Here is a 22,186-nt window from a genome sequence, read left to right on the forward strand (position 1 = left end):
TGAACTTTATACCTTGTAAATATTTTAATGCAATCTTAACAAATGATTAATAATAATGTAGGGGTCTATGCTTATTAGTTTCCAACCTGCTTTTGATTAATGGCTTTTTGCATCCATTGTTTTTCATTGGATGCTTTTTCAAGTGGATGTTTCTGGGTATACAGAAAACCTGAAATTGCTGTCAAAACCAGTAGGATAAAAATAACAAGGATAATTCTTTTTAACATTTCTCTCATATCGCAAGTTTTTTAATGTCTCGAATTTCTAAAACTGATGTTGGGTACCCCTTTTTTACTACATTGACCATAGCTCTTCCTACTTCATGCAATGTTAATGATTGAGACGGGAGTAAAACAGGAAAAAGCCATATAATAGGTTTGAAAAACCATTTGACATGAACCTGACCTTCTACGGGCTTCATAAATCCCGGACGAAAGTTATAGGCAGATCTGAATCCTAACTTCTTTAAAGAATTTTCGGTTCTTCCTTTTACTCTTGCCCACATTGTCTTTCCACTTTCTGTGCTGTCTGTATGGGCTCCGGAAACATAATTAAAAACCATTCCGGGATTTTGCTTCAAAACAGCATTTGCAAAATGGAGAGTTGTATCATATGTTATTTTTGTATAATCTTCTTCATTCATTCCCACACTGCTTATCCCTGCACAGAAAAAACAGGCATCATAACCTTTCAGGTTTTCATCATTTTCAGTGATGCTTAGAAAATCTGGAACGATATACTCTTTTAATTTAGCATGCTTTTTTCCTGACGGTTTCCTGCTGATACTTAAAATTTCTGAAATACCGGGGTTTTCAAGACATTCCATCAGCACGCCTTCTCCTACCATTCCTGTGGCACCTGTTATTATTATTTTAATTGGGTTTGAACTCATGTTACTAAGATTATACTTTTATAACGATTTCGCACTTAAATTTACTTTAAAAAAAATTAACTTTTATAAAAAAAATTAAACATTTGCGTTTGATTAACTTTAAAATAAAAGATAAATGCGCTCTCTTCCCAGAGGTTACCCATGTTTTCTGAATAATGAAATTTTCAAACATAACCATATTTTAAGTAAATTTTAATAAAAGAACATCGCGAAAATTCTTGTAAAAGGGTGCAGTGTCCTTGACCGATTGTTTTAAATTACCCCAAAAGACGGCCCAAGAAGGCAGATTTAATAAAAATTGTTTTTAAAAATAAAAAAGTCAGATGCGTAGTGGCAAATGACTTTTTATTTTTATAATGTGCTATCCATTTATTTCTTTTCTTGTAGCTTACTGTAGATATTATGGATGAGCCCGTCTGCTACGGAAATCTTCGGAACAAAGATCCTGTTGATATCTGCCCATACCATTACACTATTGAAAATCTTTAATGCGTGGGCCAGCACATCAGCTCTGTCTTCTCTCAGATTATGTTTTGTCATTCTTTCATCGACGCTGAGTTCATCAAATTCTTTATATACCTTTTTAAGATGAGCTAAAGACATTGGTTTTCCGTCTTTGGTTTTACTCATTGAAAACACTTTATTGATGTTTCCTCCAGATCCGATAGCAACAATCGGTTTCTTGCTCATAATATTTTTCTTGACCTCCTGCTTCATCTCATACCAGTTGTCCGGAGTAACAAGATTGTTGAGTAACCGGATGGTTCCAATATTGAAAGATTTTTCATACACCATTTTGTCATTTTCATAGAATGTAAGCTCAGTAGAACCACCGCCAACATCGATATATAAGTAGGCGAAGTCTTTATCCAGACCTTCGGCCACATGATTTTCATACACCAGGGTAGCTTCTTCATCTCCTGATATAATTTCAATGTTGATGCCTGAAGTTTTTCTAACCTGTTCAATGATATCTTTTCCATTTACAGCATCGCGCATGGCACTTGTCGCACATGCCCTGTAGTGTTCCACTTTATAAATTTTCATCAGGTCACTGAAAATTTTCATTGAATCGATCACCATTTTTTCCCTTTCAGGTCCTATTTCTCCACGGGTAAAGACATCCATACCCAGTCTTAGAGGAATCCGCAAAAGATTAAGCTTTATAAATTCCGGGTGTTTGCCGTTATCTTTTACTTCATTGATTAAAAGTCTTGCTGCATTACTTCCTATATCTATTGCTGCGATCTTCATTTTGTAGTCGTTTTAGCTTTTAAATATTTATAAGTTTCAATTTGAGAACGACATTCCTGCTTGTCATTTCTTACATATTCGTTACTCAGTTTTTTATCCAGAATCCTGGCCTTTACATTATCTCTCAATTGTATATCGAGGATGTCCTTCAGCTCTTTTTTCAGTTCTTTATCTGTTATTTTTACTGCCGCTTCAATTCTGTAATCAAGGTTTCTGGTCATCCAGTCTGCTGATGAAATATACATGTCTTCATCTCCTTTGTTGTAAAAATACATGACCCTGGCATGTTCCAGATATTCATCAACAATACTTATACCTTTTATTTTTTCTTTAAATTCTTTTTGATTGACAGCGCAATAAATTCCTCTCACAATTGTTTTTATAACCACTCCTGCTAAAGCTGCATCATATAGTTTTGTAATTAAAGCACGGTCACTTACCGAATTAGCTTTAACAATAATTTCTGCTCTTCTCCCTGCTTTTGCTTCTTCGATCTCTTTATCGATATGATGGACGATCTTTTCACGCATGAATTGTGGGCAGACCATTAAACTTTTACAGGTTTTCAGAACAGCAAGGTAATCTTCCTTAGGTTTTTTAAGGACGTTGAAAACTTTATTGATATCTGCCATAATTCCTCTGTCTGCAGTCATTAATAAATGATCTCCATAAATTCTGGCCGTTTTTTCATTGAAATTCCCTGTACTGATAAATCCGTACTGAATGGTTTTGTTGTGGGCTCTTTTCTTGATAACACAAAGCTTAGCATGAACTTTTTTATCCGGAATTCCAACTAAAACGGTAATACCTTCCGGCTCCAGCATTTCTTTCCATTCAAGATTGGATTCCTCATCGAACCGGGCCTGAAGTTCGAGCATTACCGTAACCTCTTTTCCATTTCGTGCAGCATAGATCAATGCATTGATAATTTTCGAACTGCTTGCCAGTCTGTAAGCTGTAATCTGTATTGATTTTACATCAGGATCCATTGCCGCCTCACGAAGAAGATCAATAACCGGATTATATTTATGGTATGGAAAAGTGAGCAACACATCATTTTTCATGATCACATCCGTTACCCTTTCGCCATGTTCAAAAGCCTGATGGCTAAAAGAAGTTCTTTCCACAGGTCTGGCATAAGCTTCAAAAACATCCGGAAAATCCATGAAATGCTTAAAGTTATGAATTTTTCCACCGGGAATAATGCTGTCTTTTTTAGTGAGATTGAGCTTACGGATTAATAATTCCAGTAAAGCTTTATCCATATCTTTATCGAAAACGAATCTTGTAGGCTTTCCTTTTCTTCTGTTCTTAAGCCCTTTTTCTATTTTTTCTGCAAAATTGGTCTTGATGTCATTATCCAGATCCATTTCGGCATCCTTAGTTACTTTAAATGCATTTGCAGCAAATTCGTCATATCCAAAATAAGAAAAAATATGAGGCAGGTTGAAAGTGATCACATCCTCCAGTAACATTACATTTTTTTCCTTCGGATCTTCAGTAGGGAGCAAAACAAACCTTCCCACAAAGCGTGACGGTATTTCGATAATGGCATAATTACTCTGGTATTGCCAGTCTTTTTTTCTCATGGCAACTCCCAGATAAAGACTTTTATCTCTTAAGTATGGCATTGATGTATTTTCATGAAGAAGAATAGGAATGACATTGGATTCTACCACTTCATCAAAATATTTTCTGACAAATTCTTTCTGGAGTACGGTTAAGTTTTTAGCATTCTTGATGAAAATATTCTGATCAGCCATTTCATTCTGGATTTTTTTCCAGGTTTTATCAAAATTTTGCTGTTGTCTGATCACAATTTCATTGATCCTTTGTAAAATTTTCGAAGGTGGCTGGTAGAAGGACTCCGCAATTACTTTCTCCTTAAAATCCATGGCTCGCTTTAATCCGGCAACACGTACTCTGAAAAATTCGTCAAGATTATTGGAAAAAATTCCCAGAAAACGTATTCTTAAATGCAATGGGACATTTTCGTCCATTGCCTCCTGTAAAACCCTTTCATTAAAAGCCAGCCAGGTAATATCCCTCGGATTAAAGTGTATTGACATATTTGTGTGTAAAATTTATCAAAAATAAGGATTAATACATATTGAAAGTGGATAAACAAGATTAAACTTTGATTAAGAATATAAATGCTTCACAAATGAAGAACTGAATGCTGATCCAAAGAGCTGATAACAAAAAGGTTGCTTTTTGCAACCTTTTTATAGTAAAATTCGATACAAAGATCCTTATATCTTTTAAATTAATGGGTAAGTACATATTGTACTGCTTTTTCAAAAATATTACAGAATAATTTTGAATTGTTATTTTGAGTACAGCTGCTGTTACCTCCCATAAATCCATCCGGACTATTTCTATTGATATACCAGTTGATATCACCAATAATGACTAAATTATCATTAATAATACCTGTTGGTCTGCCATCTTGTGTGTTCATAAAAGGAGTTGCAGAAGAAGGGAAGTTTATTGCTCCGATATATCTGTTTAGTACAATCGTAGAGCCTACTGGAATTGTTCCGAAAATACCGTTAGTAGGAGGAACATTGGAAGAAGTTATATGCGCATTTCTATTGTTGGGAGTACTCACGAATGAGTATCCTGCAAAACTTGAGAAAGGGAAAAATCCACTACCTCCATCAGCTCCAAGATAGAAGAACTTTTTCTTTTCAGCGATCTTTTGAGCCAGAATGTTTCTTTTGGATTGAGGAAAATTACCATTCGTAATATAGCCTACCCATATAATATCAGCATTATCGATAGCATCACGGAAAGCCTGGTCACTACTTGTTCTTACATTAATGGTTGTATAATTAAAACCTTGAACTTTTACGGTTCCTGATGGTCCAAAGTTTGAGCTGTTATTAAGTTTTGATCTGGCAACACTGGTATAGGAATCACTCGATAAGTTGGAAGCCCAAGCATCCGGAGTAAGAGAAAGGATGGTCATCCTACGGGCAACTCTTTCCACTACTGTTACACTAAATGTACATGTTTTTCCACCTAAATTTACAGTGAAATTAGCAGTCCCATTGCCTGAAGGAGTTCCGCTAATATTTAAGGTGATACTTCCGTTACCATTGGCTAAAGTTCCTGCAGGTGCTGTAGCCGTAAGACCTGTTACTCCTGTTGAAGCAATGCTTATGGCTCCATACGGACGACCATTTCCTCCTGTGTAGCTGATTACCTTAGTTCCATTACTCGCTGTTCCTTGGGTATAGGTTCCTGTTAATGCACCATTTGTACAGTTTAGGGTTGCTACTACCGGACCGTTGTTTCCTACAGTAATTGTAAAAGTACATGATCTTCCTCCCAGGCTTACGTTAAAACTTGCTGTTCCATTGCCGGATGGCGTTCCGACAATATTTAAGGTAATGCTTCCATTACCATTGGCTAAGGTTCCTGCTGGGGCTGTAGCATTAAGTCCAGTTACACCGGTGGAAGCAATGTTGATAGCACTATAAGCCTGCCCGCTGCCACCGGTATAATTAATGACTTTGGTTCCGTTGCTTGTTGTCCCTTCCGTATAGGTCCCTGTTAATGCTCCGTTTGTACAATCGAGAGTAGATATGGGAACAATCGTGGTACCGTCACAACTATCACAAAGACAACCAGACCATCCTTTAGATTTATAAACTTTTACACAATCCTCTGTTGAATCATACATAATTGTTCCGATTGCTACCTCTCCACCCAAAGGATTAGATATATTAGAAGTACTTGAATTTGTAGGTAATACCAATCCATGATCATTGGTTGTAGGTTTATTGATATCAAGAGCTCCTCTTGCGTTAGGTGTTCCGATCCCTATTTGTGCATATGTTATTTCAAACAACAAAATTGAGGATAAAAATAGCATTTTTGTTTTCATATGTGTTTATTTATATGTTATTGTATATTATGTATTGAAGGCTTTTTATAAATAATAATACCCGGCCGGGAGCAAAAGCTGCTAGCTTATATAGTTACTGTTAAAGAATTTAAGAATGGATATAGCAACAAAACACAACTGGAAGACATGGATGTGTTATTTAAAACAGATGTGAAATATCCGTATTCAGTATCTTTAGACAATAAGTTGAATTGGGAGTGTTATATAGTATTAGAATTTAGGGTAGGCTCATACCATAACAGGAAGTAGTTAATTTCATTTTTCATCGTGTGTGTTTGTGTAAATAGAATATTAGACAAATCCAAGCAATTAATATGCCAGAATGGTCATGCTGGTTAGCTCAATATGGCAAAAAAGTCTTAAACCAGATTATTCATAAATTGTTGATATATAAAGGAATATTTTTGAGTGCTGACTTATGCGATGGCCGGCTGCGTCCATGTTCTCCGATGATGTATGTCAATTTGTCATATATATTTGAATGGTACGAATATTGAGAAATGTACAGTGTAAATCAAATTAAAAATTAGAAAAATAAAAAATATTATGAGTAAAATAATTGGAATTGATTTAGGAACGACCAACTCTTGTGTTGCTGTAATGGAGGGTAAAGACCCTGTTGTTATCCCTAATGCGGAAGGAAAAAGAACAACTCCTTCTATCGTAGCGTTTACAGAAGATGGTGAAAGAAAAGTAGGTGATCCTGCAAAAAGACAGGCTGTAACGAATCCAAAGAAAACTGTATACTCTATTAAAAGATTTATCGGGACTCATTTTAAAGAAGATGCTAAAGAAATCTCAAGAGTACCTTACGAAGTTGTATCCGGACCAAACGATACTGTAAAAGTAAAAATCGACGACAGAGAATATACACCACAGGAAATTTCTGCAATGATTCTTCAGAAAATGAAGAAAACGGCTGAAGATTATCTTGGACAAGAAGTAACAAGAGCGGTAATTACTGTTCCTGCATACTTCAATGATGCACAAAGACAAGCTACTAAGGAAGCGGGTGAAATCGCAGGTTTAAAAGTAGAAAGAATTATCAATGAGCCTACTGCTGCAGCTTTAGCGTACGGTCTTGATAAAAATCACAAAGATCAGAAGATCGCGGTATATGACCTTGGAGGTGGTACTTTCGATATTTCTATCCTTGATTTAGGAGATGGTGTATTCGAAGTATTGTCTACAAACGGTGATACACACTTAGGAGGTGATGATTTCGATGATGTGATCATCAACTGGATGGCTGATGAATTCAAAGCTGAAGAAGGTGTAGACTTGAAAGCAGATGCTATTGCTCTTCAAAGATTGAAAGAAGCTGCAGAAAAAGCAAAAATCGAATTATCTTCTTCTCCACAGACTGAAATCAACTTGCCATATATTACAGCTACAGCTACAGGTCCTAAACACTTAGTGAAGACTTTAACTAAAGCTAAATTCGAGCAGTTATCTGCTGATCTTGTAAGAAGATCTATGGAGCCGGTTGCTAAGGCATTAAAAGATGCAGGTTTATCAACTTCTGATATCGACGAAGTAATCCTGGTAGGTGGTTCTACAAGAATCCCGATCATTCAGGAAGAAGTGGAAAAATTCTTTGGTAAGAAACCATCTAAAGGAGTTAACCCGGATGAGGTTGTAGCTATTGGTGCAGCTATCCAAGGTGGTGTATTAACAGGTGATGTAAAAGATGTATTACTTCTTGACGTTACTCCACTTTCTTTAGGTATTGAAACAATGGGTTCTGTATTCACTAAATTAATTGAAGCGAACACTACGATCCCAACGAAAAAATCTGAAGTATTCTCTACAGCTTCTGACAACCAGCCAGCTGTAAGCATCAGAGTAGGACAAGGTGAAAGACCAATGTTCAATGACAATAAAGAAATCGGTAGATTTGATCTTACAGATATTCCGCCTGCACCAAGAGGAGTTCCTCAAATCGAAGTTACTTTCGATATTGATGCCAACGGTATCTTAAGTGTATCTGCTAAAGATAAAGGTACAGGTAAAGAGCAGTCAATCAAAATCCAGGCTTCTTCAGGTCTTTCTGACGAAGAAATCGAAAGAATGAAAAAAGAAGCGCAGGAAAATTCTGCAGCGGATGCGAAAAGAAAAGAAGAAGTTGAGATCTTCAATAAAGCAGACGGATTGATCTTCCAGACTGAAAAGCAATTGAAAGAGTTTGGTGATAAATTATCTGCAGATAAAAAAGCAGCCATAGAAGCTGCAGCAGCAGAACTGAAAACAGCATTTGAAGCTAAAAATTCTGACGATGTAAAAGCTAAAACTGAAGCTTTGGATGCAGCTTGGATGGCAGCTTCAGAAGAAATGTATGCAGCAGGACAACAAGCTCAGGGTGCTGATGCCGGAGCTCAGAATCCGGGCGGAAATGCAGGAGGTGATGATGTACAGGATGCAGACTTCGAAGAAGTGAAATAATAAGTTGTAAGTATATACTTACCCTTAATAATACAACCGCAGTAAAAGATTTTTTTACTGCGGTTTTTTTTTATAATAGAGGAGTTGTCTTTTAAAGAATTTCAACCTCTTCAGGAATCATAAAGAAGATCAGACATCCGTTTTCTGATTTTACAGAGTGTTTAAAGTTAGGAGGTGTATACAAATAATCTCCTTTTTCCAGATGCGCTCCGGCAATAATAGCATCCCCTTCCATAATAAACAATTCTTCTCCTGCCGGATGATTGTGATAAGGATAGCTTGCTCCCGGTTCAAATTTTAAAAGAATTGTGGTTGATCTGTTCTTTTCAGGATCAAATTTCAGAGATTTAACGAAGATGCCTTCATAGTGAATGCCTTTTTCAATTAAAGGTTGCCATTCTTTTTGTTCTGTTTTTACGATGTAATCGTGAATGTTAGTGTTCATTGTAATTTATTTTTAATTGTTATTAATTCAAAAGATCTTCAATGGTCCACTTATAATGTGGAAAAGTACTGAGTAAAAATGCTCCGGCACTGAATGCAAATACTGAATAATCCAAAGGCTCTTTAAGTCCAAAAGAAAAAGACATTGCTAAAGCAAATAATAAGGTGAGGAATGATGCAAATAAAGCTGCTTTATGGATTTGGTATCCCACCAATATTAAAATACCAAGCGACAACTCTATAATAGTTGATGCCGTTGCAATGAATGGTGCTAATGACCGGGGTAAGAATGAATTGGTTTCTGCGGTATAGTTTATAAAATTTATCCATCCCGAAGACCGGTTTCCCCAAAGTCCCAGTCTGCTGGCAGTAGCGGATAAAAATCCGGTAGCAAGGGCTATTCTTAATAGAAAAACAGCTATGTCCTGTCTCGCTTTCATACTCATTATTTTATTGGTTGAATTATAAGTACAAATTTCGCGAATGACGGGTAGCTAAAGAATAGACAATCCCGGGAAAAGCATATAAGATTTAGTTTTTCACTGCCTTTTGATAGTCCTTGGGAGATAAGGAAGTATGCTTTTTAAAGAAGTTTGAAAAGTAAAAAGGATCATTGAATCCCAACTGATAAGCGATCTCTTTAACCGTGAGCTTTTCGTAGAGCAATAATCTTTTAGATTCGGAAATAATAAGACTGTAGATGACGTTCAGTGCTGTTTTATTGGTGTGCAATTTAGAGACCTCATTGAGCTTTGCTTCTGTAGTCCCCAGAATATCGGCAAAATAGGATACCGGATAGTTCTGCGAAAAATTACGGCGGACATTTTCCAGAAACTTTAAAAATAAAGCATCAGGTTTCCAGATCTCATCACCATTTGCAATTTTACTGCGATTGATTTCTATTAACAATAATTCAACCAATGAATGGGTAGAAATGAGATATTGATAAGGCTTTTCATTTATTTCATCTTCAATATGTTTAAGTGTTTCTGTAAAGAAGTCCGGACGGTGTATCGTTATCTTTTCATTCATACCGAAATGGCAGAACAATCCGTTATGGAAAATGAGCTCTATATCGCTGTCGCTTTTACTGAAAAAATCAAGCGTGAATTCAAGAGCCGTTAATTCGCCTTCAACATATTTTAACTGATGAAATTGTCCTGAAGTAATGGTTACGGTTTGATTGGCTTCCAGAATAAAGAAATGCTCGTCAATCAGAATTTCAGCATGCCCGCTCTTGCACCAGAACAGCGTATACCTAATGACGCGCCTTGGTTCAGGGTGTCCCTTTTGATCTGAGTATTTTTTTATATCAATCATTTTGTTTGTTCTCTAATGTAAGAGCATGAGCCCGGAAATGCATTCATCTAAATTACAAAAAAGTTAAAGTAAAAAATAAGCGGGAAATAATATTAATAAACCATTGGATAAAATACCGATGAAATTGATCATGGAACTTGATTATTTGTTTTAAATAAGTATATTTGTTTTTATTTAGAATTAATAAAAATTAAATTTTAACAAACTAAAACAGTTTGATTATCAACTATATCTATTGAATTAAAACAAAACTATGGAACAACTCAACAAAAGAATCTTAACATTGGACCTGATAAAAGGAATGAGTGTAATAGGGATGATTATCATCCATACCTTGCTCATATTTGCCAATGTGAAATCACAATCAGATACGGCAATTGGAAGTTTTATTGTCTTTTTAGGAAGAGGGACTTCTATTTTTCTGATTTGTATGGGAACCACATTCATGACTTCCAGCCATCAAAGTTTAACAAGTGCCATCAAACGGGGAGGTTTACTTTTATTAGCGGCTTTTTTTATGAATTTTATGAAGTTCATTGTTCCCGTAATTTTAGGTTTTGCTCCTGCACATTTTATCGAAAAATATGGATGGCATGGTCCGATAGAGCAGCAATATCTATATCTGGCACTGCTGGGGGATATCTTGCAACTGGCAGGAATGTCTCTCCTTTTTGTAGGATTTATCAGGAAATATGTGAAGAATAAATATGGTATCCTTGCGATAGGTCTTTTGGTGGCTCTTGTATCAAGAGAAGTAAGCGGTATTCATATTAATTTTCCCGTCGTTAATTATATTCTGGATCTTCTTTTTAATAATGATTTTCCTGCTTATGTGTATTTTCCTGTTTTTCCATGGATGTCTTTTATTATTATCGGGATGTTTTTTGGGAAATGGTTTCAGGAGCTGAATTATAACGGGCCGCAATTGTTTAAAAATATGCTCTACGTCGGGCTTATATTTATTGCCTTAGGTGCTCCTTTGGTTTTTATGTATGGGAATTATCACTACAATGGTTTTTATCATATGGGGCCTGGAGGTGTAATTTATTTTGCAGGATGGACGCTGATATTCCTTTGGGCTATTTTCAGACTGACAAGTAAAGCAAAAGAAAATACATGGATGAAAGTTTTAAAATATTGTAGTAAAAACCTCACCTCCATGTATATGATACAATGGATATTGATTTCATGGGGAAAAGGGATTTTTGGATACAGACAGCATGGAATTGCATTTGTCTCAATCCTGATTCTCTTTTATATACTGCTTACTTTTTTAGTTCAGAACACATTGGACATTGTAAGGAAAAAAGAGCCTTTGATTGTCTTCCGACGTATTTCCGTGGATGAAACAGTGTTAAAATAATAGTGTAAATATGTATAGATACCAGACGGAAAACCAGCAGTTTTTTGATTTTGTATTTTATTATTATAAATTCCTGATAAATTACCTAAATTCGTGTTGTATTAACTTAAAAAAATATTGAAATGAAATATTCTAAAATAATCCTGGTGTTTACTGTACTTTTATTTCAGTTGGGATTTGCGCAGGAAAAAGCAGATGTAGTCCTTAACAAAGCTCTTACAGATGCTAAAAAGGAAAATAAAAATGTACTTCTTGTATTCCATGCGTCATGGTGCCAATGGTGTAAACTGATGGAAAAGAATATGAATCTTCCGGAAACAAAGCCTTTGTTTGATAAAAACTATGTTACGGCCTATGTGGATGTACAGGAAAGAGGTGAAAAGAAAGTTCTTGAAAATCCCGGAGGCGAGGCAATGATGAATCAATATAAAGGTGAGAATGCAGGCCTTCCTTTTTGGTTGGTATTGAATTCTAAAGGTGAGGTTCTTACAGATTCTTTTAATGACAAAGGAGAAAATCTGGGATCCCCAGCAACTCCGGAGGAAGTAGATGTTTTTTTAGCGAAACTTGAAAAAACTACAAAATTGAACAGACAAGAACTTGAAACCATTCAAAAAGTTTTCGTGAAGAAAAAAGATCAATAAAGAGATTGATATCATCCAATAAAAATGCCCGGAATCGAAAGATTCCGGGGCATTTTGCTATTTATTTTTTACCAAAAAATATCTGATCTTTTTCCTGCTGTTCCAGGTAAATTTCCTGGAAATTAACCGGCATATACTGAAAGATCGCATTCCAGTGTTGTATTTTAGTATGCTTTTTAAAGCTTTCAAATGATCTTACGAAAAGATTTTCGATAATATCTTTAACATAAGTATCCGCATTACGATAAATTCCTTCCATCAATTTGATATGATGGCCGATAATATTAATCTTGGATTCCCGTAAGAGGTTCTTCAAATAATTTACCGTGGATTGAATAATACCGGCGAAATTTTTTTGCATAGATAATTGAGTAATTTCACTTCTAAGAGTGGGATAGAAAAATTTTAAATACTCTACAGCTGTCTCTTCATTAATAGTTTGCATTGGCTCGTTCATCATAAATAATATTTTATTTTTCAAACACTTTTATTGCCGCCAAAATTATACCAAACTTATAAGTATGATGCAACAATAAATACTCCGATTATTAAAGCAATATGAGTTGCCAATATTTCTATATTGTGTCTGGAATTCGCTTCTTTCCACTGTTTCCAGTCGAATTGTTTTCTGATTTTTGTCTTCATAGTGATGATAATTGTGTAATGAAATACCTGAAAAATGTAATAAAAAAATAAGGTGGCCGGTTTTTATCAACAATTTTCCACGGAAAATCTCCTTAAAGTGACAAAAGGATTCTTTTTCTGATGATAAATGCTGTCATTATATGCCATGATTGTAAATCTGCTTGGCATATATTTTTTGCAAATCCCTGGACATATGGCTAAATATTGCTTTCCGGTATTCTTCATTACAAAGGATAGTGACATTATCGAGGGAATAAATAAAAGTACACTCTATAGCATTCTTAAGCATAGCATCTCCGTTTTTATAGATGTTACTCATCTTTTTTAAACTTTTAAAAAGGAGTGTCCTTTCATTTTGACGAATCATTCGCTTGATATGATCTGTAAAAGTGCTCATGGCATAATAAGAACTTTGTGTTTTGTGCTCATCCAACTCGTACTGTATATCAGGAATAACTTCTGTAATTTCCTGAACGGCCTGTAAGTAATTCATATTTATTTAATAATGGTTTTGTTCTAAAAATCTGATAAAGCCTCCGAAAATAAAGAGTACAAGAAATGCTATGAATAGCAAGTGATAGGGCTTCATCCATTTCGGGGTTTTCGGTCCTCTGCTTTTTAATCTTCGCAGCCGGTCTATTCTGTTTAAGGTCTTTAAGTCCATTTTTTATGTTTTGAGAATGGTGATGCCAAATGTGTTCCTTTGAAAGTGTTTTTATTTTAATATATTATAAATCAATCATTTGAGCGAATGTTGCTTGTGTTTATGCAGCCAGAAAACCATTCAAAATGATAAGGTTATTATCAGAATGAAATGCTGTCCGGTATTTGATATTATTAATATCTTTGCAATCCATAAAAATCAAAAATGTTTTCAAAAATTATAGTACACAGAGTAGGAAATAAGATCAACGGTGAGTCTTTAACACTTTCCCAGGAAGAGCTGCAGTTGGAAGAAGGGATGGCAGAAATGCTGGAAGATTACTTTCTAGGTTCTTTTAAAACAGAAGAAACGTACCAGTTTTACAGTGATACTTATCTTGTCAATAATCCTGTTTACAGTTCTGTAACAGAAATTTTTGAGGATAAGGCCAAATTTCTATGGGAATCGGAGAATATTGCCAAACACCTTTTTGAAGCTGCTGAAAATCCGAGAGTGCAGGGAGGAGAATTGTTTATTGTTTTCTTTGAAGATGAAAGGGAAGGCGATGAGAAAGTGGATAAAATAGGTATTTTTAAGACTGAAAAAAGAGAATCTTTCTTAAAGATATTTCCTCAGGAAGAAACTTTTGGACTTGAAAAAGATCAGGGTATTGGCTTGTCAAAAATTGATAAGGCAGCTTTGATCTATAATAATAACAAAGAAAGCGGATATGTTTTATCTGTAGTGGATAATAACAAGAATGGTGATATGTATTACTGGTTTGAGGATTTTCTTAAAGTAAAGCAGCGTGATGATGAGTATTTCCATACCCAGGAAGCTTTAATGGTGTATAAGGATTATATTACCAAGCAGCTTCCGCAGGAATTTGAGGTTTCTAAAGCGGATCAGGCTGACTTTCTGAATAAATCCATCAATTTCTTTAAAGAAAAAGAAGAGTTTAAGCTTGATGATTTTGCGACTGAGGTACTTGGTGATGAACACGTGATTGAGAGTTTTGTTAACTTTAAAACAGATTACGAACAGGATATGCAGATCAATATTGCTGAAGAATTTCCGATCAGTGAAGCGGCTGTAAAAAAGACACAACGCCATTTTAAAAGCATTATCAAATTAGATAAAAATTTTCATATCTACATTCATGGTGACCGGAAGATGCTGGAACAGGGACAGGATGAAAAAGGAAAGTACTATATGCTGTACTTTGATAAGGAAGTCTAAGGAAGTTAAAACATAAGATGTAAAAGGGCAAAAGGGTAGAATAACGAAAAAGAAAATTCACCTTTTTGTCCTTTTGCTTTTTTTTATTTACTTTTTTCTGAAAAATAAAGCCCTGCTGTATTCATAGTTCATACGCGCGATATTAAGGACTGAAATTCCCTGAGGGCATTCCACTTCACAAGCTTCTGTATTGGAGCAATGACCGAATAATTCTTTATCCATCTGCTGAACCATTTTAATCACCCGTTCGCTCCTTTCTTCTTTTCCCTGGGGAAGAAGTACCATATGGCTTATTTTTGCAGAGGTAAACAATGCTGCACTCGCATTTTTACAAGTGGCTACACAAGCTCCGCATCCGATACAGGCCGCGGAATCAAAAGCTTCTTCGGCAATCTGGTGAGTAACCGCAATGGCCGTGGCATCCGGAGCCTGTCCCGTATTCACGGAAACAAAACCTCCCGAAGAAATAATTCGGTCAAAAGCCGAGCGGTCAACTTTTAAATCTCTTTTTACCGGAAATGCTTCCGCCCGGAAAGGTTCTATAACAATAGTTTCTCCGTCTTTAAAAGAACGCAGGTGGAGCTGGCATGTGGTCGTGTTTTCTAAGGGACCGTGTGCCAGGCCATTGATCATGATTCCACATTGTCCGCAAATACCTTCCCGACAGTCATGATCGAATTCTACCGGTTCTTCTCCTTCTACGATCAGCTTTTCATTAAGTGTATCGAGCATTTCGAGAAAAGACATGTGGGAATTGAGATCTTTTAAATCATAATTTACGAGCTTTCCTTCCGTACTTCTGTCTTTCTGTCTCCATATTTTAAGATGTAAATCCATAATTTCTTTTTTTATTTATAACTTCTTACAGTGGGTTGTATTTCTTCAAATACAAGCGGTTCTTTAATTAATTCAGGTTCCTGATTTTCACCTTTCCATGCCCAGGCAGAAATAAACTGAAATTCAGAATCATTTCTCAGGGCTTCTCCATCGGGAGTCTGATATTCTTCACGGAAATGGGCTCCACAAGATTCGTTTCGGGTGAGGGCATCGTAGCACATCAGTTCACCGATTTCAAAATAATCTGCAACACGTCCGGCTTTTTCCAATTCTGTATTCATGTGGTTTTCATCACCGGAAACTCTTACGTTTTTATAAAATTCTGCTTTCAGTTTTTTTATTTCTTCAATGGCATATTTCAGGCCTGCTTCATTTCTTGCTAACCCACAATAATCATAAAGCAGCTTGCCCAGGGTTTTATGATAGTAATCAACGGTTTTGTTCCCTTTGATATTGATAAGGTGTTCAATCTGTTGCTTAACGGCATTTTCCGCATTCTCAAATGCCAGGTTATCGGTTGATATTTTTCCGGTATGGATTTCATTGGAAAGATAATTTGCGATCGTATACGGAGCAATGAAATAGCCATCTACGGAAGCCTGAAGAAGGGAATTGGCGCCCAGTCTGTTGGCTCCATGATCTGCAAAATTGGCTTCTCCCAGAGCAAACAACCCCGGAATGGTTGTCATGAGCTCATAATCTACCCATAATCCGCCCATAGAAAAGTGGGCAGAAGGAGAGATCATCATGGGTTCTTTATAAGCATCATATCCTGTTATTTTTAAATACATATCGAAAAGGTTTCCATATTTTTCCTTAATTTTTTCTTTGCCCTGTTCCTTAATTGCTTTGGAAAAATCAAGATATACTGCATTTTTAAGAGGTCCGATACCGAATCCGGCATCAATTCTTTCTTTAGCAGCCCGGGAGGAAATATCCCTTGGTGCCAGATTGCCAAAAGCAGGGTACCGCCTTTCCAGATAATAATCCCGTTCATTCTCAGGAATATCATTTGGAGATCTGGTTTCATTATTTTTTAAAGGAACCCATATCCTTCCATCATTCCGGAGAGATTCAGACATTAGGGTCAGCTTGGATTGATAATCTCCGGATTGGGGCAATGATGTCGGGTGAACCTGTATCCAACTTGGTGAAGCCATTAAAGCTCCTTTTTTATGGGCTCTCCAGATTGCTGAGCCATTACATCCCATGGCCAATGTGGAGAGGTAATAAATTTTACCATATCCGCCGGTGGCTAATACAACAGCGTGAGCAGAATGCCGTTCAATCTCACCGGTATCCAAATTTCTTACAATAACTCCTCTTGCCTTGCCATCAATGAGCACAAGATCCAGCATTTCATGTCTGGAAAACAATTGTACCGTATTTTTACCCACCTGCCTCATCAATGCCTGATATGCTCCCAGAAGCAATTGCTGACCGGTTTGACCTCTGGCATAGAATGTTCTGCTTACCTGTACTCCGCCAAAAGACCGGTTGTTGAGGTAGCCTCCGTACTCCCTGCCAAAAGGAACTCCCTGCGTTACTGCCTGATCAATAAGGTTTAACGAACATTCAGCCATGCGGTATACATTGGCCTCACGAGCTCTGAAATCTCCTCCTTTGAGGGTGTCCACAAACATTCTGTACACGCTGTCTCCATCATTTTTATAATTTTTAGCAGCATTTACTCCTCCCTGAGCTGCTACGGAGTGGGCTCTTCTCGGACTGTCCTGAAAACAGAATGATTTTACATTATAGCCCATTTCTCCAAGAGATGCAGCTATGGAACTTCCTGCCAGTCCTGTTCCGACTACGATAACATCCAGCTTTTTACGGTTTGCAGGATTAACGAGTTTTGCCGTTTTTTTATATTGAGCCCATTTTTGTTCTAATGGTCCCTGGGGTATTTTAGAATCTAACTTCATCGGTTTTATTTTTAATTAGCGGTAAAGAAAACATAAACAGGCATGAGCGCAAATCCGACACTGATAATGACTGAATAAGCAATTCCTATGGTCTTAAACCATTTGACAAACTTCGGATGATAAAGTCCCAATGTTCTTACTGCGCTATAGATCCCATGGATAAGATGATAGCACAGGGCAGCCATGGAAATCACATAAATGATCACATACCACCATTCTTTAAATACCGTCACCACCAGCTTATAAAGATCCTTATTCCCGTTATTGTCTAATGGCGGACTACCGAATTTATATACATACCAGAAGTTCTGAAAATGGATAACGAGAAAGATCAGTAATAAAGTTCCCAATATTCCCATATTCCGGGAATACCACTTGCTTGCTCTTCCGCGTCTGTCGGCAGAATAACGTCCACCCGATTTTTTGTTTTTTAAAGTGATGATTAAACCATCTACTGCGTGAAGAATAATACTTGCGTACAGGACATAAGAAACGATTTTGATTACAATATTACCCGAAAGGAAGTGAGAATAGGCATTGAATTGCAAATGTGCCTGCTCCTGCGGCAGGAACAGCTGAAGATTTCCCAGGAAATGGATCAGCAAGAAAAAACTCAGAAACAATCCTGTGAGGCACATCATCATTTTTCTTGACAAGGTAGACAGCATAATTTTTGTTTTTTATTTTTAATAATATCCTAATACTTTCATCCATAGGCCACCTACTACCATGTAGATAATAAGAAGTACGATTCCTATTTCCAAACCGCGGAGCCACCAGGCTTTCAGCTCTACATAGCCGCTTCCGAAAAATACCGGAGCAGGGCCGTGGCCATAATGCGTAAGTACCCCATAAATAGAACCCAGAAAACCGAGCATCATGGCCAGTAACATTGGTGGTATCCCCACAGCAACACCTACACCTAACAATGCGGCGTACATGGCAGCGACATGGGCAGTAGCACTGGCGAAAATATAATGGCTGAAAAAGTATACAACAATAATTACAGGAAAGGCCACCTGCCAGCTCAGTCCACCGATTTTCACTTTGATCAGGTCACTGAACCATCCGATAAAGCCGAGTTCATTCAATGAGCTTGCCATCATAACCAGTACGGCAAACCATACGATGGTATCCCAGGCTCCTTTCTCTGACTTTACATCTTCCCATGTCAGGACAGAAGTCAGAAGCAGTAAGGTTAATCCTATAAAAGCGGTTGTAGTAGCATCAATTGAAAGTGCTCCGCCAAATATCCAGAGTGCCAGTAAAATGAAGAATGCCAATAGCATCAGCCATTCGTTCCTTGAAATAGGCCCCATGTCTTTAAGCTTTTGAGCAGCCATTTTAGGAGCGTCACCTGTTTTTTTCAATTCCGGTGGATACAATTTATAGAGTACTAACGGAACTACAAAAAAGGCAACCAAACCAGGCAGGAAACCAGCAGCAGCCCATGACATCCAGGTGATGTTGATGCCCAGATTGGCTGCAAATTTCTGACACATCGGATTACTGGCGGTTCCTGTTAAGAACATAGAGGAAGCGATCAGGTTCATATAATAGCTGTTCAGCGTTAAGAATGCCCCTAGCTTTCTGTGGGTTTCCGGTTTTTCCGGAACAGAATCAAAACTGATAGCCATGGATTTCATAATAGGGTAGATGATACCTCCTCCCCGTGCGGTATTACTAGGAATAGCGGGAGCCAGGCAGACATCCGCTAATCCCAGACCATAAGCCAGCCCAAGGGAACTTTTACCGAAAATTCTTATGAATAAAAAAGCAATACGATTTCCCAGGCCGGTTTTTATAAATCCCCGTGCAATAAAAAATGAGATCCCAATCAGCCATATCACTTTATCTCCAAAGCCGGAGAGTGCTTTTGTGATTGATTTTCCCGCATCACCCGGTGCAATTACCTGGGTTAGTGCAGTGAATCCGATAGCCATCATGCACATGGTTCCCATGGGAGCCGCTTTTAGAATGATTCCTAAAATTGTTGCTGCGAAAATGGCAAAAAGGTGCCACGCATCTGCGGTAACACCATCGGGCTCAGGAATAAACCAGATGATAAGGGCAACAGCAAAAGTTATTGCGACATTCTTGATATTTATTTCTTTCATAGTAGTAATGTGTTAATGATTAAAATCTACTTTGCACCTGAACGATGAATAGATTATTATTGTATTGTGAGGTATTTTCAATCTGTTTTTTATATCTGTCGAACTGTACACCCAATTGAATTCTTGCGCCATAGTTTTTAAGAAACTCTAAACCGAACATCGGAGTGATCGTTTGCCGGGGATTGGAGTTCATCCTGAAATTGGTATCAAGGTATTCATACCGGCAGGATAATTCGAAGGCGCTGAGGTTTCTATGGTTGATTTCATATCTTAAGTTTGGTAAAAAATAAATGCCACGAATCAGATAATTGTCCGGATTGTCGGGCCTTTGTTCGGCTGCTATTGAATTATACAAAACATGATTTGTTGCCTGTTTCGCCTCCAACTGCATATCGAGGCTCCATTTAGGATCAAAAGTAACCAATGAGCTGAGGTCAACTCCAAGGGCGTAAACCTTTTTACCAAAGACTTCACCTATGCCTCCATTTAAACCAACGTTAAAATTATATTTTTTTAAAAGCCCGAATACCAGGCGGGTTGAATATTGTTTTCCGTTGTCGTTATCATTAACCTGATTCTTTCCATTACCATTAACTACAGAAACCGCATATTGGAAAGGTATTTCCCCCAGCTCAAGCTGCCCGGTAGCAGACATCCCTATCTGGAAACTTGTCCATCCCAATTTTCCGAATTCGGTATACTGATTGGACCAGTCCAAAGACTTGATGATGTCTATTGGGTAAGTTTCTTCAATCCCGAACCACGGACGGAATTGCCCGACAGTGATGGCAAGTTTAGGATTGAAAGTGTATTTCAAATAAGCATTTTCAAGAACCCTGCTTTTAGGATCATTTTTGAAATCTGCCAGATTAGCCAATACGACCACCTCAGTGCGTTTGCTGATCTGTGCTCTTACCTGTACCCTCATGTATTTGAGCATGAAATTATTATCAGTTCCGGATCCGTCTTCATGATGAAGTCCGTTTACATCAACATCTTTGGTCATACCAACAAGATATCTCGCCTGAAAAAGTCCTTTAATCTGTAGCTGAGGATATTTTATATTATCTTCTTCCGGTTGGGTCTGTGCAGAGTCTTTCACCTGTCCGCTTACTGATATCGAGAAGACAATCAGGCAAAGTAATTGCATTCTTTTTTTTAGTGAAAAAAAGGTCATAGTGCTTTATATTGAGTTTAAAGATTGAAAAGGATCTAAAGTCCCAGGAATTTAAAAGGCTTGCTTTCTACAAAGTCTTTATTGGTTTTTCCGTTGTAGGTTTTAAAATTATCAAGGTTTAATTTTAATATTTTTCCTTTGGGGCTGAAATCAAATTCTTTAAGATCTACCCAAAAGGTATTGGGAGTGAATACGGTTTCGAAGTAGTAAACCAGATTTTTATGGTCGGAGACAGAACGCCATCTTGTTGAAGAGATATTAGGTTCTGTTTCTGAACTTATACCGTATGGTACCGAACAATTTCTGATCACACTGAAAACACTTGCTACCGCAGAGCGGGTATCAGAAGTTTTCGGAATCGCATCGATATAATAAGAAGCTCTTACAAAACGGTCTGCTGCACGATTGGTTCCGGGAAGCATAATAGTACCCGGGATTCCTTTCCAGTAATTATTTAAAGCGAGTTGCTGATCAAAAACAGGGGAGTTTGTCATTACAGTGTAAGACGGATCGTGATGGATAACCAGTTTTCCGTCGATGTATTCTAAAACAGCATTATCCCCGGAAGCATCTGATAAAGATAAATGAAGGGTGGTAAATCGTTCAGTTCCCGGGATATAATCACTTACAACAACGAACGGTTCTTTTTTCATATAATCGACAGCCTCTTTTACATTTTCAAAATTATCGAGGAAATATTGGGCCCACATCGAAATCGAAATGCCTTTCTCGTGTCCCTTGGGATTAAATTTCGGATATTGGCTTTCCCCCAGCCATAGTACATTGGCAACAAGTCCTTTTTCGTTCATTCCGTCAGCGGTTGCAATATCCCATGCTGTGCTGATAAGGCTGCCATATTTAGAAGTCCATTTAACTGATTTTGCACCAACTTCCCCGTCACGTTGTATTCCTCGCGGGAGTACCCATAAATTTACTGCAATTTCATCACGCCAGTCCATAGACCGGGCGGTGATAACTGTGTTATCGGGACCTTTATAAACGACTCTTGTACAAGCTTCGGAATAATTAATGAATCCAGGTAGAAAAAAGGAAATAAGAGGGATAATTAATAATTTTTTCATACTGATGTATTTGAGTGTTAGGTAAATAAATAATATATTTCTTTTAAAAATATTTGATTATTTATTTATGTTTTCATGTTTTGGTGATATAAAACTAGTGAATTTTACTTAATTATTAGAATTATTTTAATTTAATATTAGTTTGATGTTAATAATCATTTTCCTTTAATTTTATGAAAAAAATTGTGATTTTCTTAACAAAATTTATTATATTAATAACAATAGATTGTATTCTAATGTGCTGTT

21 protein-coding genes are annotated in these 22,186 nt (G+C 37.0%); 4 read left to right on the forward strand and 17 right to left on the reverse strand.

Annotated elements, in window-relative coordinates; translation table 11 throughout:
• Positions 1-74 precede the first annotated feature (74 nt).
• The 5 genes from AAEU33_RS09935 to AAEU33_RS09955 form a co-directional block, all read right to left on the reverse strand.
• Positions 75-236, reverse strand: coding sequence for a hypothetical protein (locus AAEU33_RS09935; RefSeq protein ID WP_273648984.1), 162 nt, complete (start codon positions 234-236; stop codon positions 75-77).
• Positions 233-892: an NAD-dependent epimerase/dehydratase family protein gene (locus tag AAEU33_RS09940; RefSeq protein ID WP_172279891.1), complete on the reverse strand. Its 660-nt coding sequence runs from the start codon at positions 890-892 to the stop codon at positions 233-235. Before AAEU33_RS09940 ends, AAEU33_RS09935 begins: the two co-directional genes overlap by 4 nt.
• A 369-nt stretch (positions 893-1,261) precedes the next feature.
• Entirely contained in the window at positions 1,262-2,146 is an 885-nt protein-coding gene (locus tag AAEU33_RS09945; protein ID WP_345992395.1) for an exopolyphosphatase, read from the reverse strand.
• On the reverse strand, positions 2,143-4,215 hold the full coding sequence (gene ppk1, locus AAEU33_RS09950; protein ID WP_345992397.1) for a polyphosphate kinase 1: 2,073 nt from the start codon (positions 4,213-4,215) through the stop codon (positions 2,143-2,145). The genes AAEU33_RS09945 and ppk1 overlap by 4 nt, the downstream gene beginning before the upstream one ends.
• A 197-nt stretch (positions 4,216-4,412) precedes the next feature.
• Positions 4,413-6,038 (reverse strand): hypothetical protein, encoded by a 1,626-nt coding sequence (locus tag AAEU33_RS09955; RefSeq protein ID WP_345992399.1) that lies wholly within the window; start codon positions 6,036-6,038, stop codon positions 4,413-4,415.
• Positions 6,039-6,605: 567 nt separating this feature from the next.
• Between AAEU33_RS09955 and dnaK the strand changes: the two genes are divergently transcribed.
• Positions 6,606-8,501, forward strand: a complete 1,896-nt coding sequence (gene dnaK / locus AAEU33_RS09960) for a molecular chaperone DnaK (protein WP_172279883.1) — start codon at positions 6,606-6,608, stop codon at positions 8,499-8,501.
• A 91-nt stretch (positions 8,502-8,592) separates the two neighbouring features.
• Here the strand turns inward: dnaK and AAEU33_RS09965 are convergent, their stop codons facing one another.
• The 3 genes from AAEU33_RS09965 to AAEU33_RS09975 form a co-directional block, all read right to left on the reverse strand.
• Entirely contained in the window at positions 8,593-8,946 is a 354-nt protein-coding gene (locus tag AAEU33_RS09965) for a cupin domain-containing protein (RefSeq protein WP_345992401.1), read from the reverse strand.
• Positions 8,947-8,968: 22 nt separating this feature from the next.
• Complete coding sequence (locus AAEU33_RS09970) at positions 8,969-9,385, reverse strand: DoxX family membrane protein (protein WP_345992403.1); 417 nt, start codon at positions 9,383-9,385, stop codon at positions 8,969-8,971.
• 91 nt (positions 9,386-9,476) lie between these two features.
• Complete coding sequence (locus AAEU33_RS09975) at positions 9,477-10,265, reverse strand: helix-turn-helix domain-containing protein (protein WP_345992405.1); 789 nt, start codon at positions 10,263-10,265, stop codon at positions 9,477-9,479.
• Between the two features lie 253 nt (positions 10,266-10,518).
• On the opposite strand from AAEU33_RS09975, the gene AAEU33_RS09980 reads away from it, so the two are divergent.
• Both AAEU33_RS09980 and AAEU33_RS09985 read left to right on the forward strand, forming a co-directional pair.
• On the forward strand, positions 10,519-11,628 hold the full coding sequence (locus AAEU33_RS09980) for a heparan-alpha-glucosaminide N-acetyltransferase domain-containing protein (protein WP_345992406.1): 1,110 nt from the start codon (positions 10,519-10,521) through the stop codon (positions 11,626-11,628).
• Positions 11,629-11,750: 122 nt separating this feature from the next.
• Positions 11,751-12,272 carry a thioredoxin family protein gene (locus AAEU33_RS09985; protein WP_172279877.1) on the forward strand — a complete coding sequence of 174 codons (522 nt, stop codon included), beginning with the start codon at positions 11,751-11,753 and terminating at the stop codon, positions 12,270-12,272.
• Between the two features lie 61 nt (positions 12,273-12,333).
• Here AAEU33_RS09985 and AAEU33_RS09990 read toward each other — a convergent pair whose 3' ends face one another.
• The 3 genes from AAEU33_RS09990 to AAEU33_RS10000 all read right to left on the reverse strand — a co-directional run bounded on the left by AAEU33_RS09990 (position 12,334) and on the right by AAEU33_RS10000 (position 13,410).
• A complete protein-coding gene (locus tag AAEU33_RS09990; RefSeq protein WP_345992408.1) occupies positions 12,334-12,732 on the reverse strand; it encodes a hypothetical protein in 399 nt (132 codons plus the stop codon).
• Between the two features lie 53 nt (positions 12,733-12,785).
• Positions 12,786-12,917, reverse strand: a complete 132-nt coding sequence (locus tag AAEU33_RS09995) for a hypothetical protein (RefSeq protein ID WP_262888816.1) — start codon at positions 12,915-12,917, stop codon at positions 12,786-12,788.
• 136 nt (positions 12,918-13,053) lie between these two features.
• Positions 13,054-13,410, reverse strand: a complete 357-nt coding sequence (locus tag AAEU33_RS10000; RefSeq protein WP_172279875.1) for a hypothetical protein — start codon at positions 13,408-13,410, stop codon at positions 13,054-13,056.
• 375 nt (positions 13,411-13,785) lie between these two features.
• Between AAEU33_RS10000 and AAEU33_RS10005 the strand changes: the two genes are divergently transcribed.
• On the forward strand, positions 13,786-14,799 hold the full coding sequence (locus tag AAEU33_RS10005) for a nucleoid-associated protein (protein WP_345992410.1): 1,014 nt from the start codon (positions 13,786-13,788) through the stop codon (positions 14,797-14,799).
• A gap of 87 nt (positions 14,800-14,886) precedes the next feature.
• Here AAEU33_RS10005 and AAEU33_RS10010 read toward each other — a convergent pair whose 3' ends face one another.
• The 6 genes from AAEU33_RS10010 to AAEU33_RS10035 all read right to left on the reverse strand — a co-directional run bounded on the left by AAEU33_RS10010 (position 14,887) and on the right by AAEU33_RS10035 (position 21,940).
• On the reverse strand, positions 14,887-15,636 hold the full coding sequence (locus AAEU33_RS10010) for a succinate dehydrogenase/fumarate reductase iron-sulfur subunit (protein ID WP_172279873.1): 750 nt from the start codon (positions 15,634-15,636) through the stop codon (positions 14,887-14,889).
• Between the two features lie 11 nt (positions 15,637-15,647).
• Complete coding sequence (locus tag AAEU33_RS10015; protein WP_345992412.1) at positions 15,648-17,564, reverse strand: fumarate reductase/succinate dehydrogenase flavoprotein subunit; 1,917 nt, start codon at positions 17,562-17,564, stop codon at positions 15,648-15,650.
• 11 nt (positions 17,565-17,575) lie between these two features.
• Positions 17,576-18,232, reverse strand: a complete 657-nt coding sequence (locus AAEU33_RS10020; RefSeq protein WP_345992414.1) for a succinate dehydrogenase cytochrome b subunit — start codon at positions 18,230-18,232, stop codon at positions 17,576-17,578.
• 18 nt (positions 18,233-18,250) lie between these two features.
• Positions 18,251-19,681, reverse strand: coding sequence for an anion permease (locus AAEU33_RS10025; protein ID WP_273648830.1), 1,431 nt, complete (start codon positions 19,679-19,681; stop codon positions 18,251-18,253).
• 19 nt (positions 19,682-19,700) lie between these two features.
• A complete protein-coding gene (locus tag AAEU33_RS10030; protein WP_273648828.1) occupies positions 19,701-20,831 on the reverse strand; it encodes a porin in 1,131 nt (376 codons plus the stop codon).
• Positions 20,832-20,893: 62 nt separating this feature from the next.
• On the reverse strand, positions 20,894-21,940 hold the full coding sequence (locus tag AAEU33_RS10035; RefSeq protein ID WP_345992416.1) for a linear amide C-N hydrolase: 1,047 nt from the start codon (positions 21,938-21,940) through the stop codon (positions 20,894-20,896).
• Between the last annotated feature and the right edge of the window lie 246 nt (positions 21,941-22,186).

Origin of the sequence: Chryseobacterium sp. Chry.R1, assembly GCF_039645525.1 — a bacterium.
Classification (GTDB): Bacteria; Bacteroidota; Bacteroidia; order Flavobacteriales; family Weeksellaceae; genus Chryseobacterium; species Chryseobacterium proteolyticum.

Excerpts from the sequence above, each read along its gene's own strand:
- AAEU33_RS09935 (WP_273648984.1), bottom strand. The coding sequence starts at position 236 with ATGAGAGAAATGTTAAAAAGAATTATCCTTGTTATTTTTATCCTACTG.
- AAEU33_RS09940 (WP_172279891.1), bottom strand. The coding sequence starts at position 892 with ATGAGTTCAAACCCAATTAAAATAATAATAACAGGTGCCACAGGAATG.
- AAEU33_RS09945 (WP_345992395.1), bottom strand. The coding sequence starts at position 2,146 with ATGAAGATCGCAGCAATAGATATAGGAAGTAATGCAGCAAGACTTTTA.
- ppk1 (WP_345992397.1), bottom strand. The coding sequence starts at position 4,215 with ATGTCAATACACTTTAATCCGAGGGATATTACCTGGCTGGCTTTTAAT.
- AAEU33_RS09955 (WP_345992399.1), bottom strand. The coding sequence starts at position 6,038 with ATGAAAACAAAAATGCTATTTTTATCCTCAATTTTGTTGTTTGAAATA.
- dnaK (WP_172279883.1), top strand. The coding sequence starts at position 6,606 with ATGAGTAAAATAATTGGAATTGATTTAGGAACGACCAACTCTTGTGTT.
- AAEU33_RS09965 (WP_345992401.1), bottom strand. The coding sequence starts at position 8,946 with ATGAACACTAACATTCACGATTACATCGTAAAAACAGAACAAAAAGAA.
- AAEU33_RS09970 (WP_345992403.1), bottom strand. The coding sequence starts at position 9,385 with ATGAAAGCGAGACAGGACATAGCTGTTTTTCTATTAAGAATAGCCCTT.
- AAEU33_RS09975 (WP_345992405.1), bottom strand. The coding sequence starts at position 10,265 with ATGATTGATATAAAAAAATACTCAGATCAAAAGGGACACCCTGAACCA.
- AAEU33_RS09980 (WP_345992406.1), top strand. The coding sequence starts at position 10,519 with ATGGAACAACTCAACAAAAGAATCTTAACATTGGACCTGATAAAAGGA.
- AAEU33_RS09985 (WP_172279877.1), top strand. The coding sequence starts at position 11,751 with ATGAAATATTCTAAAATAATCCTGGTGTTTACTGTACTTTTATTTCAG.
- AAEU33_RS09990 (WP_345992408.1), bottom strand. The coding sequence starts at position 12,732 with ATGATGAACGAGCCAATGCAAACTATTAATGAAGAGACAGCTGTAGAG.
- AAEU33_RS09995 (WP_262888816.1), bottom strand. The coding sequence starts at position 12,917 with ATGAAGACAAAAATCAGAAAACAATTCGACTGGAAACAGTGGAAAGAA.
- AAEU33_RS10000 (WP_172279875.1), bottom strand. The coding sequence starts at position 13,410 with ATGAATTACTTACAGGCCGTTCAGGAAATTACAGAAGTTATTCCTGAT.
- AAEU33_RS10005 (WP_345992410.1), top strand. The coding sequence starts at position 13,786 with ATGTTTTCAAAAATTATAGTACACAGAGTAGGAAATAAGATCAACGGT.
- AAEU33_RS10010 (WP_172279873.1), bottom strand. The coding sequence starts at position 15,636 with ATGGATTTACATCTTAAAATATGGAGACAGAAAGACAGAAGTACGGAA.
- AAEU33_RS10015 (WP_345992412.1), bottom strand. The coding sequence starts at position 17,564 with ATGAAGTTAGATTCTAAAATACCCCAGGGACCATTAGAACAAAAATGG.
- AAEU33_RS10020 (WP_345992414.1), bottom strand. The coding sequence starts at position 18,232 with ATGCTGTCTACCTTGTCAAGAAAAATGATGATGTGCCTCACAGGATTG.
- AAEU33_RS10025 (WP_273648830.1), bottom strand. The coding sequence starts at position 19,681 with ATGAAAGAAATAAATATCAAGAATGTCGCAATAACTTTTGCTGTTGCC.
- AAEU33_RS10030 (WP_273648828.1), bottom strand. The coding sequence starts at position 20,831 with ATGCAATTACTTTGCCTGATTGTCTTCTCGATATCAGTAAGCGGACAG.
- AAEU33_RS10035 (WP_345992416.1), bottom strand. The coding sequence starts at position 21,940 with ATGAAAAAATTATTAATTATCCCTCTTATTTCCTTTTTTCTACCTGGA.